The organism is Streptomyces sp. NPDC053493 (genome assembly GCF_044544825.1).
In the GTDB taxonomy this organism is placed as follows: domain Bacteria; phylum Actinomycetota; class Actinomycetes; order Streptomycetales; family Streptomycetaceae; genus Streptomyces.
This window is the reverse complement of the sequence record NZ_JBITXS010000007.1, coordinates 165,836-178,730: the sequence shown is the minus strand read 5'-3', so window position 1 is coordinate 178,730 and position 12,895 is coordinate 165,836. Positions and strand designations below refer to the sequence as shown.

At 73.2% G+C, this 12,895-nt stretch carries 12 protein-coding genes; 3 read left to right on the top strand and 9 right to left on the bottom strand.

The features are described 5' to 3' along the window. Window positions 1–318: 318 nt before the first annotated feature. Window positions 319–1,053 carry a hypothetical protein gene (locus ACIGO8_RS21520; protein WP_399732860.1) on the bottom strand — a complete coding sequence of 245 codons (735 nt, stop codon included), beginning with the start codon at window positions 1,051–1,053 and terminating at the stop codon, window positions 319–321. A 155-nt stretch (window positions 1,054–1,208) separates the two neighbouring features. On the opposite strand from ACIGO8_RS21520, the gene ACIGO8_RS21515 reads away from it, so the two are divergent. Beyond that, a complete protein-coding gene (locus tag ACIGO8_RS21515; protein ID WP_399732858.1) occupies window positions 1,209–1,868 on the top strand; it encodes a DUF2293 domain-containing protein in 660 nt (219 codons plus the stop codon). Between the two features lie 6 nt (window positions 1,869–1,874). On the opposite strand, the gene ACIGO8_RS21510 is transcribed toward ACIGO8_RS21515, so the two are convergent. The 3 genes from ACIGO8_RS21510 to ACIGO8_RS21500 form a co-directional block, all read right to left on the bottom strand. Then, on the bottom strand, window positions 1,875–2,699 hold the full coding sequence (locus ACIGO8_RS21510) for a chaplin (RefSeq protein WP_399732855.1): 825 nt from the start codon (window positions 2,697–2,699) through the stop codon (window positions 1,875–1,877). A gap of 351 nt (window positions 2,700–3,050) precedes the next feature. After that, window positions 3,051–4,382, bottom strand: coding sequence for an SWIM zinc finger family protein (locus tag ACIGO8_RS21505; protein ID WP_399732852.1), 1,332 nt, complete (start codon window positions 4,380–4,382; stop codon window positions 3,051–3,053). After that, window positions 4,379–7,270, bottom strand: coding sequence for a DEAD/DEAH box helicase (locus ACIGO8_RS21500; RefSeq protein ID WP_399732849.1), 2,892 nt, complete (start codon window positions 7,268–7,270; stop codon window positions 4,379–4,381). The genes ACIGO8_RS21505 and ACIGO8_RS21500 overlap by 4 nt, the downstream gene beginning before the upstream one ends. A gap of 216 nt (window positions 7,271–7,486) precedes the next feature. On the opposite strand from ACIGO8_RS21500, the gene ACIGO8_RS21495 reads away from it, so the two are divergent. Continuing rightward, window positions 7,487–7,822 (top strand): hypothetical protein, encoded by a 336-nt coding sequence (locus ACIGO8_RS21495; RefSeq protein ID WP_399732847.1) that lies wholly within the window; start codon window positions 7,487–7,489, stop codon window positions 7,820–7,822. Here ACIGO8_RS21495 and ACIGO8_RS21490 read toward each other — a convergent pair. After that, on the bottom strand, window positions 7,812–8,543 hold the full coding sequence (locus ACIGO8_RS21490; protein WP_399732844.1) for a class I SAM-dependent methyltransferase: 732 nt from the start codon (window positions 8,541–8,543) through the stop codon (window positions 7,812–7,814). The two genes, ACIGO8_RS21495 and ACIGO8_RS21490, sit on opposite strands and share 11 nt — an antisense overlap. Before the next feature lie 108 nt (window positions 8,544–8,651). On the opposite strand from ACIGO8_RS21490, the gene ACIGO8_RS21485 reads away from it, so the two are divergent. After that, window positions 8,652–8,978: a DUF6343 family protein gene (locus ACIGO8_RS21485; protein WP_399732840.1), complete on the top strand. Its 327-nt coding sequence runs from the start codon at window positions 8,652–8,654 to the stop codon at window positions 8,976–8,978. Window positions 8,979–9,060: 82 nt separating this feature from the next. Here ACIGO8_RS21485 and ACIGO8_RS21480 read toward each other — a convergent pair whose 3' ends face one another. From ACIGO8_RS21480 to rpsA, 4 genes are all read right to left on the bottom strand, one after another. Beyond that, window positions 9,061–9,429, bottom strand: a complete 369-nt coding sequence (locus tag ACIGO8_RS21480; protein WP_399732838.1) for a tetratricopeptide repeat protein — start codon at window positions 9,427–9,429, stop codon at window positions 9,061–9,063. Window positions 9,430–9,540: 111 nt separating this feature from the next. After that, window positions 9,541–10,146: a dephospho-CoA kinase gene (gene coaE / locus ACIGO8_RS21475; RefSeq protein ID WP_399732835.1), complete on the bottom strand. Its 606-nt coding sequence runs from the start codon at window positions 10,144–10,146 to the stop codon at window positions 9,541–9,543. A 31-nt stretch (window positions 10,147–10,177) separates the two neighbouring features. Next, window positions 10,178–11,116: a PAC2 family protein gene (locus tag ACIGO8_RS21470; RefSeq protein WP_399732832.1), complete on the bottom strand. Its 939-nt coding sequence runs from the start codon at window positions 11,114–11,116 to the stop codon at window positions 10,178–10,180. Between the two features lie 151 nt (window positions 11,117–11,267). Next, window positions 11,268–12,770 (bottom strand): 30S ribosomal protein S1, encoded by a 1,503-nt coding sequence (gene rpsA, locus ACIGO8_RS21465; protein ID WP_345489430.1) that lies wholly within the window; start codon window positions 12,768–12,770, stop codon window positions 11,268–11,270. Window positions 12,771–12,895: the final 125 nt, after the last annotated feature.

Here is a 12,895-nt window from a genome sequence, read left to right as displayed (position 1 = left end):
GCTCCTCTTCACACGCCGGCGCGCTTGAGGACCCGGGTCAGTCGTCATTGCGTCGCGTCCTGCCGTTGGACCACCGCCGATCGAGAGCTCGGCGGACCAGATTCGAACTGGCATTTCGACGCACAGGGCCCGGGCCCGGTCGATCCGGCGATGAGCGGCGCATGCTGAATCTGGAGCAATAGTCTGAGTTTGAACGCGATCCGGGTCAGAAGTGCCGTGGTGACCGGACCACGTCGTGACGACAAGGCTCAGCTTCAGCTTTGCGCTCCTCGCGCACCCCGGCCGCGCTCGCGGCCGGGGAGTTCATGGTGTTCCGGACTACCCGAAGAGGTAGCCGAAGACGGCGTCGGCGACGCGGCGGTCGGTGACCTCGGTGCCGTTCGCCTCCTCGCGGGCGAACTTCACCGACTGCTGGAGCTTCTCGACCCGCTCGACCAGCTCGTTCACCCGCCGGGCGGGCAGCGCGCCGGAGAACTTCACGGTGGTCCAGTACCCGACCGGAACGTCCTCGTAGTACACCTCGACCTGGGCCGGGTGCTTGTCGGTCGCCTCCGCCTTGACGTGGTTGCGCGGCACCTTCTTCGTGCGGACCGTACGGACGGGCTCGGTCTTCCAGGCGTCCGTGGACGGGTCCTGCGACCACGACTCGGCGGCGTCGAGCACCGGCAGCTTGCGGACGAAGGTGAGGATGTCCGTCAGCTGCTTCTCCAGGAACAGCAGATAGGCGACCGGCACGTCGCTCACCAGGACCCGTCCGTCGACGGTGACGTCGGCGCGGGCCTCGCAGTTCGCCCAGTCCTTGGTGGCGGTGACGTCGAAGAGGCGGGTCAGCGTCCGCGCGGTGTCGCGCAGCACGTCCTCGGCCTTGACCTGCACCAGCGTGGACTCGGGCGGCAGCTGCTCGCCCTCCTCGTCCTTCGGCTGGTACGTACGGGAGATGCCGGCCAGCAGGGCGGGCTTCTGCAGCCCGTGATGGGCGGTGGTCAGGTCCTGATGCGCCCGGGACTTGACGCCTTTCTCTACTGCGATGATCTGATTGAGTTTCGTTGCCACGCGCTCGACCCTAGGGGCCGGCGTCCCGCGAATCGAACTGTTTTTTCTGCCGGTTGACCGCGCCGCCGGCCGACGGTCCTTCACACACACGCGTCGGCTCGCCGAGGCCGCCCGCGCCGGGCGTGCGCCGCGGCGCGCACGGGTAGAACCGGACCGTGGATCTCGTCGCCCCGGTCGTGGTGGAGCCGCTCAGGCGGCGGCGCTGCTCGGAGTGCCACCAGGGGCCACTGGAGCGGATGATCGTCGAGTTCAACGCGACGGTCTGCCTGGACTGCGCCGATCTCGGCCACCTCGTCTTCCTGCGCCGCGGCCACACCGCCCTCACTCGCCGTGCGCGTGAGGGCAGTTCGCTGTGGGCGGTGGTCGTACGGCACAACCGGCGCCGTACGCGGTACGAGCGCCAGGGCCTGCTCGTCGAGGAGGAGGCGCTGGCCGCGGCGGAGGCGGCCTGCCTCGCGGACGCCGAGGCGCGGGCGCGGCGCCGGGCCCGGGACGCGTCCCGCCGGGCCCGGCGGGACGCCGAGATCACGGCGACCCTGGAGCGGGAGATCCTGCGGCTCTTTCCGGGCTGCCCGGGCGAGCGGGCGGCGGAGATCGCCGCGCACGCCGCCACGAAGGGCAGCGGCCGGGTGGGGCGCACGGCCGCCGGCCGGGCCCTGGACCGGGGCGCGGTCACCGCGGCGGTCCGGGCCGCCGTACGCCATGTGGATACCGATTACGACGCGTTGCTCATGGCAGGGGTGCCCCGCCACCAGGCCCGGACGACGATCGCGCCCGCCGTCGAGGCGGTGCTCCGGGCCTGGCGTACCGAGTGAGGAACGTCAGGCCTGGCCGCCCGCGCGGCGGGCCCGGCGGTACATGATCGCGCCGCCGAGGAGGAGCGCGGCGCTCATCGGGGCGACGTAACCGACGGTGCCGGAGCCGGTGCTGGCGAGCTGCACCGAGCTGGACTGCGGGGTGGGCCCGGCCTGCTGGTGGCTCGGGGCCGGCGGCAGGTTGCGGACCGGGGTGTGCGGGTTCGGGGTGTGCGGGCGCGGAGTCGGGGTCTCCGGGTGCTCGCACTCCTCCTCGGGCCGGGACTCGTTGACCGAGGTGTTGCCGAAGGCCGGGTTGCCGATGCCGACGACGTTCACCGAGTTGCCGCTGACGTTGACCGGGAGGTCGACCGGCAGCTGCAGGCCGTTGCCGGAGAGCACGCCGGGCGAGCCGGCGGTGTGGCCCTCGGCGGTCGCGCCGCCGCCGTTCGACGACCCGCCGTGAGGTCCGCCGTAGGGCCCGCCCGGGTGGCCGCTCTGACCGCCGCCGACCCTGTTGCCGCTGTCGGAGGAGCCGGCGCGCGGGGTTCCCGGCAGGTCCTTGTGGGTCGGGCCGCCGCGGACCTCGGAGCCGTAACCCCCGCCGCCGGAGCGGTTGACGCAGCTGTTGCCGTACGCGGGATTGAGCAGTCCGACGACGCTGACGGTGTTGCCACAGGCGTTCACGGGAACGTGCACCGGCAGCTGAACCGTGTTGCCGGAGCCGACCCCCGGCGAACCGACGGCGGCTCCCTGGGCCGCGGAGTCGGCGTGGGCGGCGCCCGCCGAGAGCGCCAGCGCGCCACCGGTGGCCAACAGTGTGGCCAGACCACTTCGGCGAATCTGCCTCATGGCTTCCTGCCTTCCGGATGTCATCACGGGCACTCGCCCGTACCCGAAACAACGCCGTTCGTGAGGTGGCCGGATCCGACCCTCGGCGTGTTTCACTCCAACGAGGGAGTGTGAGCCGGTCGGATCATGTCCCGACGTCGGCCGTACGCGGAGGGTGACGGTGCGGGCGGGTGACGGCACCGGCGGCGTGCGGGCGCGCCGGTCCCGCGATCACCAGGTGCGACGGTCGTGAACTGCGGCCGCTCCAAGGGAAGTTGACCATCTTCTCACGCGGTGCGGGAGCCAAGGGGCCGACGTCGTCGAACACCCGGGCGCCCGGCCGCCGCGGCGCATGCGAGTGCGGCCCCGCGGTCACGCTCCCAGCAGATCCGTGATGACGCCGACCGGGTCGGCGTCCGGGGTGCCGCGCGGCCACCAGTCCTCGCGGTCGGTGTCCGACTCGTACCCGTACCAGAGCCCGTCCCGGCCGAAGCGGAGCTGGAGGGAGCGGGTGGAGAGCCGGTTGCGCCAGGGCCGGAAGGCGGGCAGGTCGGCGGCGAGCAGGGCGGGTCTGGCCCGGTCGAAGGGGCCGGCGGGCGGATCCCAGGGCTCTTCCAGGACGGCCAGTCCGGCAGGGCCGCCCTGGCGCCAGGCGGCGACGGCGCGGGCGAGGTCGGTGGGCGTGCGGTCCAGGGCGTAGGCGAGGTCCCGGTAGAGGGCGCGGCTGGAGGCGGTAAGGCCGGAGCCGGGGTGCGCGGCGGCCAGGCGCACCGCGTCCTGCCAGGGCGTGAGGGCGGCGACGGGATCGTCACCGGTGGTGAGGAAGGTGTGGGCGCGGGCGGCGGCCTCGGTGGCGAGGAGGTCGAGGGCCAGCGGGTCGGGCGCCTCGGGGTCGGCCGGGAAGACGGCGGGGCGGCCGGGATGCGCGGGTGCCGGCAGCGGCGGCGGCAGGGGCGGGAGGGTGTGCCCGGTGAGCGGGGCGAGCACGGTGCGGGCCGGGACGGTGGGCATGGCGGGCGCGGCGGTGGCGCTCTCCGCGGCGGAGCGGGCGGCGTTGCGCCGGGTGAGGTCGGCGAGGAGTTCCTGCTCGCCGCGGCCGCGCATCAGGAAGAGGACGAAGGGGTCCTCGTCGAGGAGGCGGGCGGACTGGTAGCAGAGGGCGGCGGCGTGCTTGCACGGATAGCCGTCGTCGGGGCAGGAGCAGTCGGGGACGAGGTCGCCGGGAGCGGGCAGGAGTCCGGTGACGGCCTCCAGGGCGTGCGGGACGTCCTTGTCGAGGAGGGCGGCGATGTGGTCGGGCCGGGCGGCGGCCTCGTCGAGGAACCGCTCCCAGTCGTCGTCGCCGAGGGTCCGCAGCCGGATCTCGGTGCGGTACGGGCGGGGCCGGCTGCCGTGGACGTAGGCGACGACCCGGCCGGGCGTGACGGTGATCGCGTCGACGTGACCGCGCTGGGCGTACGCCTTGCCGCGGGCGAGCCGGGCGGCGTCGAGGGCGGTGTCCTCCAGGGCGTCCACCCAGGCGTTGCCCCACCAGGTGGCGGCGAACCGGCCGTCGGGCGCGGTGTGCGGGGCGAGTGCGGGAAAGGTCCGGCGCCGGTCGTCGTGGCGGGGCAGGGCGGCGCGGGCCGCGCCCGCGCGCAGGCCGGGGCGGGCGGGCCGACGGCGGCCGGGGGTGCCTGGCGTGCGGGGGCCTTCGGAGCTCATGCGGGCCTCCTCAGGGACACCAGGTCGGCCAGTTCGCGGTCGGTGAGTTCGGTGAGGGCGGCCTCGCCGGAGCCGAGGACGGCGTCGGCGAGGGCCCGCTTGGCGCGCAGCATCTCGGCGATGCTGTCCTCGACGGTTCCCTCGGCGATGAGCCGGTGGACCTGCACGGGCTGGGTCTGTCCGATGCGGTAGGCGCGGTCGGTGGCCTGCTCCTCCACGGCCGGGTTCCACCAGCGGTCGTAGTGGATGACGTGGCCGGCCCGGGTCAGGTTGAGTCCGGTGCCCGCCGCCTTGAGGGAGAGCAGGAAGACGGGGACCTCACCGGCCTGGAAGCGGTCGACCATGCGCTCGCGTTCGGCGACGGGCGTGCCGCCGTGCAGCAGCTGGGCCGGGATGCCGCGGCCGGCCAGATGGTCGGCGAGGAGCCGGGCCATGGACACGTATTGGGTGAAGACGAGGACGGAGCCGTCCTCGGCGAGGATCGTGTCGAGGAGTTCGTCGAGGAGGGCGAGCTTCCCGGAGCGGCCCGCGAGCCGCGTACCGGCGGACGTGGCGCGGGCGCCGGGCGGCGGCTGCTCCTTGAGGTACTGGGCGGGGTGGTTGCAGATCTGCTTGAGCGAGGTCAGCAGCTTCATGATCAGGCCGCGCCGGGCCATGCCCTGGGCTTCCTCGATCTGGGCCATGGTCTCGCGCACCACCGCCTCGTAGAGCGAGGCCTGTTCGCGGGTGAGGGAGACGGGGTGGTCGGACTCGGTCTTGGGCGGCAGCTCGGGCACGATGCCGGGGTCGGACTTGCGGCGGCGCAGCAGGAACGGCCGGACGAGGCGGGCCAGGCGCTCGACCGCCTCCTCGTTCTCGATCTCCTCGCTGTTCTCCACGGCGCGGGCGTGCCGGGAGCGGAAGGCCTTGAGCGGGCCGAGGAGGCCGGGTGTGGTCCAGTCGAGCAGCGCCCACAGCTCGGAGAGGTTGTTCTCCACGGGCGTGCCGGTGAGGGCGACCCGGGCGGGCGCCGGGAGGGTGCGCAGCGCCTTGGCGGTCGCCGAGAAGGGGTTCTTGACGTGCTGGGCCTCGTCGGCGACGACCATGCCCCACTGCTGCTCGGCGAGTCGGGGCGCGCTGGTGCGCAGGGTGCCGTAGGTGGTGAGGACGAATCCGCCGTCGAGTCCTTCGAGGGTGCGGCCGGTGCCGTGGAAGCGGCGGACGGGCACGTCGGGCGCGAAACGGCGGATCTCCCGCTGCCAGTTGCCGAGGAGGGAGGCCGGGCAGACCACGAGGGTCGGGGCGCGGCGGGCGCGGCGCAGGTGGAGGGCGATGAGGGTGACGGTCTTGCCGAGGCCCATGTCGTCGGCGAGGCAGCCGCCGAGTCCGAGGGAGGTCATGAGGTCGAGCCAGGCCAGGCCGCGCAGTTGGTAGTCGCGCAGGGTGGCGTTCAGGCCGGGCGGCGGGTCGATGTCCTCGGGGCCGGCGAGGAGCCGGTCGCGCAGGGCGGCGAGGGCGCCGACGGGCACGGCGGGCACGGTCTCGCCGTCGACGTCGGCGGTGCCGGTCAGCGCCACGGCGAGGGCGTCGACCGGCTCCAGCAGGCCGAGTTCGCGCTTGCGGGCCTTGCGGACGAGGTCGGGGTCGACGACCACCCACTGGTCGCGCAGGCGGACGACGGGGCGGTGGGCCTCGGCGAGGGCGTCCATCTCCCGTTCGGTGAGCGGGTCGCCGTCGAGCGCGAGCTGCCAGTTGAAGCGGAGCAGCTCCTCGCTGTCGAAGAAGGAGGTGCCGTCGGTGGCGGAGCCGGGCGCGGAACGGACGGGCCGGACGACGGCGGAGGCGCTGAGGGACCGGGCGAGGTCCCGCGGCCAGTGGACGGCCACCCCGGCGTCGGCGAGCCGGGCGGCGGCGGGGCCGAGCAGCTCGTACAGCTCGTCCTCGGACACCGACAGCACGTCGGGCACGTCGCGCTCGAGGAGGCGGCCGAGGGGCGGCCAGACGCGGGCGGCGCGGCGCAGCGCGAGGACGGCGTCGATCCGGGCGCGGGGCCCGAAGTGCTCGTCGCCGTCGCCGGCCCACAGGGCGGCGGCGTCGATGACGAGGGTGGGGTCGGCGAGGCTGTGGACCTGGAGGAGCGCGGCGGCGGCCTGCCGCTCCTCGCCGCTGACGGCGTCCGCGTCGCCCGAGACGTCGAACAGCTCGTATCCCGACAGGTCGAGGCGGAGCGAGACGCGGACGCCGGCGTCCATGCCGGCGGCGGCCTCGGCGGCCCAGGCACGCGCGCGGGGCAGGTGCCGCGGCTCACGGGCGGCGAACGGCGCGCCGACCGCGTGCGGCGCGGCGGGTGTGCGGGGCAGGGTGTCGGCGACGGCGTCGAGGAAGGCTCGCACCAGCGCCTCCGGCTCGGGCAGCATCAGCGGTCCGTGGCCCGGCACGGGTGTGGCGTGGGCCTCGTACGGCATGGCGGCGGCGATCGCCCGCAGGTAGGCGATGTCGTCGGCGTCGAGCGGTCCGGCCCGCCAGGCGTCGTGGTCGTCGGCGGTCAGGCCGGGCAGCAGCCGTCCGCGGGCGACCAGGTGCAGCGCGTGCAGGGCGGCGGCGCCCCAGCAGGCGGTGGCGGGGTGGGCAGCCGGGTGGTGGCGGGCGGCGACCAGAGGGGGCAGGGCCTCGGTGACGGGCAGGAAGACGGCGGGCACGGTCCTCGTGCGCGCGCCGGCGCCGTGCCGCCGCACCACGGTCAGCTCGCCCCGCTCGGCGGAGCGGGGCAGGTCCGTCCCGCCGTCCTCGGCCGGGCGGTCGCCGGGCAGCGGCCCGCCGTCGGGGGCCCAGAAGGCGACCCGGCCCTCGCGGGGCAGGGCGGCGGGCAGGAACACGGCGGCACCGCCGGTCCAGAGACGTGGGGTCACGGCGCTGCTCACCTCCCGGTCCGCGACGGATTCCTGCTGGACTTCCGACCATACGGGTGGGGTCTGACAACGGCCCGCGGCGCGTCCTCGGCCGCCTGTCCCCCGGGCGGCCCAACAGAACATGACACCCGGCCGCGAAGACGGCAGGGTGGCGGGCAGACAGGCCCGGCAGCGCACCGGCCGCGGCCCCACGCCCGACAGACGAGGATCTCGCCCATGTCCCTTCACCGGCGTCTCGCCACCGCCACCGGGGCCGCCCTGCTCGCCTTCGCCGTCGCGGGCTGCTCGGGCCTCGGCCGCAGCGCGGTGGGCACGCTCTCGTACGAGACCGGGCGCGAGCTGGTGGTGACGGTGACGAGCCCTTCGGTGAAGGGCTGCCACCGGCTGGCGCCGTCGGGCGCGACGAGGGTCGAGAACAACACGCTGGTGGACATCCGGCTGTACCGGACGCCGAACTGCGGCGGCAAGCAGCACATCTACCTGCCCAGCAAGACGGGCAACGAGATCGTGCCGGGCACGCTGCCCTGGCGCAGCTACAACGTCATCCACTGACCGCGACGGGCCGGGCGAGCACCCAGGTCCCGTCGTCGGTCAGACAGCGTTCGACGGCGAGTCCGGCCTCGGCGAGGTGGGCTTCGAACACCTCGGGGCCGAGCCTTCGGGACAGGAACGTCTGGGTCCAGCGCGCGTCCGGGAAGAGGTATTCGGCGAAGACCCGGTCCACGCCGTCGCCGGCCGGCTCCGCCGACACGATCCGTACCGTGTAGCCGGCCGGGTCGTGCCGTTCGCGCGGCAGGTCGTCGTGGTAGTCGGCTCCCTCGCGCTGGACGAGGACGCGGCCGTCGTCGCGGACGTGGTGCCGGCAGGTCTCCAGGAGCGCCTGCCGGGTGCGGTGGTCGGCGGTGTGCACCAGGAAGGAGCCGAGGACCACCGCGTCGAAGCGGCGCGGCAGCCGCAGGGTCTCGATGGGGCTGTGCACGGTCTCGACGCCCGGCACCCGCTCGGCGAGGGCGGCCAGCATCTCCGCCGACTCGTCCACCGCCGTCACGACGAAGCCGCGGTCGGCCAGCGGGCCGGTGACCCGGCCCGCGCCGCTGCCCAGCTCGAGGAGGGCCGCCCCGGCCGGCACCGCGGCGGCGATCACCTCGGGCTCGCTGCCGACGGCCAGGCGCCGGTAGAGCTCGACGGCGCAGCCGTCCGGGGTGACGGGTCCGGGACCGGTGCCCTGGTGTCCGGGTCGTGAGCGGCCCGCGCCGCCCTTCGCCTCGCTCATGCCCTCTCGCGTCCTCTCGTCGGCCTGCGGCAGAACTTCCGGATCGTGCGCGGTGGGTGGATGCTGGAAGTGCCCGTGGGGGTCCTCTCACCCGGGAGATGCTGCGTCATGCGTACGGGGAGTGAACCGGCGACCGCGCGCAGCGCGCTGCGGCTGCGGTTCTGGCTGAGCCTGTGGGGAACGGCGTGGGCCGCCTTCGGGACGACGGTGTTCTCGCTGGTCGGGCGGCCGGGCTGGGCGGCGGCGTGCGGAGTGCTGTTCGTGGTGGCGGCCGTCGACCTGATCATGGTCTCGCACCACATCAGGCAGGGCCCGCACTGGCAGCCGGGCCGGGACATCCCTCCGTACGAGCCGGATCACGGCAACCGGCGCCGGCGGGGACCGGTGGGCAGGCCCTCTGGGCTGCCCGACCGTGATCCGCCGAACAGGCCGTAGGAGCCGGACGGGCCTCTGGGCGCCACGGAGGCCGTGGGAGCCGATCAGGCCGTGGGGGCCGAACAGGCCGTGGGCGGCGGGGCTAGTCCGCCGCCTCGAATCTGGCCGCCTCCACGTACTCCGGCTTCGGGTCGAGGGCGGCGGCGAGGCGGAAGTGGCGGGTGGCCTGGTCGGGGCGGCCGGAGCGCTCGAAGGTGCGGGCGAGCGCGAAGTGCGCGAAGGCGTTGTCCGGCTCGTGGTCCACGATGTGCTGGAACTCGCGCTCCGCGGCGCCCAGTTGCGCGGCGGCGAAGTAGGCGCGGGCCCTCAGCAGGCGGGCCGCGCGGCTCTCCGGATGGGCGGCGATGACCGAGTCGAGCAGCTTGATCGCACCGCGCGGATCCCTGGCGGCGAGCAGGTGCTCGGCGGCGCGGAAGTCGATGACGTGGGTTTCCGGAGTCTCCTCGGCCACAGTGGTTTCCTTCCCCTCGCTCCGGTGTTTCAACAGCGGGCACGTGGCCGTGTTCCGGGAGGCGCCCGGGCGGGGCCTCCCGAAGGTTTCCCTACCCCGTTCACGGCCGGCTTACGGATGGGCGGCGGCCCGCTGCCGCAGCTCCTCCCAGACCTTGCGGACCTGCGACTCGAGCGCCTCCAGCGGTCCGTCGTTGTCGACGAGCAGGTCGGCGACGGCGCGCCGCTGGGCTCGGGTGGCCTGCGCCGCCATACGGGCGCGGGCCTCGGGCTCGGTCATGCCGCGCAGCCGCACCAGCCGGTCGAGCTGGGTCTCCGGAGCGGCGTCCACGACGACGACCAGGTCGTAGAGGGGCGCGAGGCCGTTCTCGGTGAGCAGCGGCACGTCGTGGACGACGACGTCGTCGGGACCGGCGAGGGCCTCGAGCTCGGCGGAGCGGGCGCCGACGAGCGGGTGGACGATCGCGTTGAGCGCGGCGAGGCGGTCGGGATCGGCGAACACGACGGAGCCGAGCTTCGGCCGGTCGAGCGTGCCCTCGGGAGTGAGGATCTCCGGGCCGAACTCCGCGACGACGGCGGCGAGCCCGGGCGTGCCGGGCTCCACCACCTCGCGGGCGATGCGGTCCGCGTCGATCAGCACGGCTCCGTACGAGACGAGGAGCCGGGACACTTCGCTCTTGCCGGCGCCGATTCCGCCGGTCAGGCCCACCTTCAGCATGAGCGGCAGCTTAGATCCCGCGGCCCGGCGGTTATGCGTCGCCCTCCCGTTCGGCCAGGAAGCGCTCGAACTCGCGGCCGAGTTCGTCGGCGGAGGGCAGGTCGACGGGCTCGGCGACGAGGCTGCCGCGGGTCTCGGCGCCGGCCATGGCGTCGTACTGGTGCTCAAGGCCCTGGACGAGGGCGGTCAGCTCGTCGTCGCCCTCGCCGATCTGCCGCTCGATCTCGGTCTGGGTGCGGCGCGCCTCGGTGCGCAGGGAGTGCGCGACGCCGGGCAGGACGAGGCCGGTGGCGGCCGTGATGGCCTCCAGGGCGGTGAGGGCCGCGTCCGGGTACGGGGAGCGGGAGACGTAGTGCGGGACGTGGGCCGCGACGCCGAGCGTGTCGTATCCGGCCTCGGTGAGGCGGAACTCGATGAGGGACTCGGCGCTGCCGGGCACCTGGGCCTCGTCGAAGGGGCTGCGATGGCCGGGGATGAGGTCGACGCGGCTGCCGTGCGGGGTGAGGCCGACGGGCCGGGTGTGCGGCACGCCCATGGGGATGCCGTGGAAGTTGACCGCGAGGCGGACGCCGAGGCGCTCGACGATCTGACGCACGGCGAGCGCGAAGCGCTCCCACTCGACGTCCGGCTCGGGGCCGGCGAGCAGCAGGAAGGGCGCGCCGGTGGCGTCCTGGACGAGGTGCACCTCGATCGACGGGGTCTCGTAGGAGGTCCAGCGGTCGCGGCGGAAGGTGAGCAGCGGGCGGCGGGCGCGGTAGTCCACGAGCCGGTCGTGGTCGAAGCGGGCCACCACCTGGTGGGGCAGCGTGTCGAGCAGCCGGTCGACGATCTGCTCGCCGGTCTCGCCCGCGTCGATGTAGCCGTCGAAGTGATAGAGCATGACCAGTCCGGCCGACTCCTGTGCCAGGGCCATGTCGACCACGGCCAGGCCCTTCTGGTCCCATTCGTACAAATCCTGGGGATCAAGCACGATTTCCGCTCCTCCTCGCGTTCTCCCTGGACAACGCCGCTTGGTGCGGTGCCATTCCCCTGCCCTGGAATTCGGGGAAAAGACCGAGGCCCGCCTCCCCGAAGGGAGGCGGGCCTCGACGCTAGCTACTGGAGCTCAGCGGTGAGCCTGTTCAGCTCTGGCCGCCGGCCAGCTTCTCGCGCAGGGCGGCGAGCGCCTCGTCCGACGCCAGGGCGCCGGAGTTGTCGTCCGACTCCGAGGAGTAGGAACCGCCGGAGACACCCGCCGGGGCACCGGCCGGAGCGGCGGCGCCACCCTCGGCAGCGGCGGCCTCGTCGGCCTCGCGGGACTTGATGACCTGAGCCTGGTGCTGCTCGAAGCGCTGCTGCGCCTCGGCGTACTGGGTCTCCCACGCCTCGCGCTGGGCCTCGTAGCCCGGCAGCCAGTCGTTGGTCTCGGGGTCGAAGCCCTCGGGGTAGATGTAGTTGCCCTGGTCGTCGTAGGACGCGGCCATGCCGTACAGGGTCGGGTCGAACTCGACCGAGGCCGGGTCGGCACCGAAGGACTCGTTGGCCTGCTTCAGCGAGAGGCTGATGCGACGACGCTCGAGGTCGATGTCGATGACCTTGACGAAGATCTCGTCGTTGACCTGGACGACCTGCTCCGGGATCTCCACGTGGCGCTCGGCCAGCTCGGAGATGTGGACCAGACCCTCGATGCCCTCGTCCACGCGGACGAACGCACCGAACGGAACCAGCTTGGTGACCTTACCCGGAACGACCTGGCCGATCTGGTGGGTACGGGCGAACTGCTGCCACGGGTCCTCCTGGGTCGCCTTCAGCGACAGGGAGACACGCTCGCGGTCCATGTCCACGTCGAGAACCTCGACGGTGACCTCCTGGCCGACCTCGACAACCTCGGACGGGTGGTCGATGTGCTTCCAGGACAGCTCGGAGACGTGCACGAGACCGTCGACGCCACCCAGGTCCACGAAGGCACCGAAGTTGACGATCGAGGACACGACGCCGGAGCGGACCTGACCCTTCTGGAGGGTCGTGAGGAAGGTCTGGCGAACCTCGGACTGGGTCTGCTCCAGCCAGGCGCGGCGGGACAGGACCACGTTGTTGCGGTTCTTGTCCAGCTCGATGATCTTCGCCTCGAGCTCCTTGCCCACGTAGGGCTGGAGGTCGCGGACGCGACGCATCTCGACCAGGGAGGCCGGGAGGAAGCCGCGGAGGCCGATGTCGAGGATGAGACCACCCTTGACGACCTCGATGACGGTACCGGTGACGATGCCGTCCTCTTCCTTGATCTTCTCGATGGTGCCCCAGGCACGCTCGTACTGGGCGCGCTTCTTCGAGAGGATCAGGCGGCCTTCCTTGTCCTCCTTCTGGAGAACCAGGGCCTCGATCTCGTCGCCGACCTTGACGACCTCGTTCGGGTCGACGTCGTGCTTGATCGAGAGCTCGCGGCTCGGGATGACACCTTCGGTCTTGTAACCGATGTCGAGCAGGACCTCGTCCCGGTCGACCTTCACGATGACGCCGTCGACGATGTCGCCGTCGTTGAAGTACTTGATCGTCTCGTCGATCGCGGCGAGGAAGGCTTCCTCGTTACCGATGTCGTTGACCGCAACCTGCGGGGTGGTGGCGGTGGTCTCGGTGCTGCTCGTCATGTGGGAAAGGGCTCCGGTACGGACATTGAAGTCGTAGGTACTGCTACGCCGAGAGCCCGTATCGCAGCTGAAGAAGCCGGACAGCCAAGGAGGCACCCTCCCCGTGAACGGGTGGCGCCTCGAAA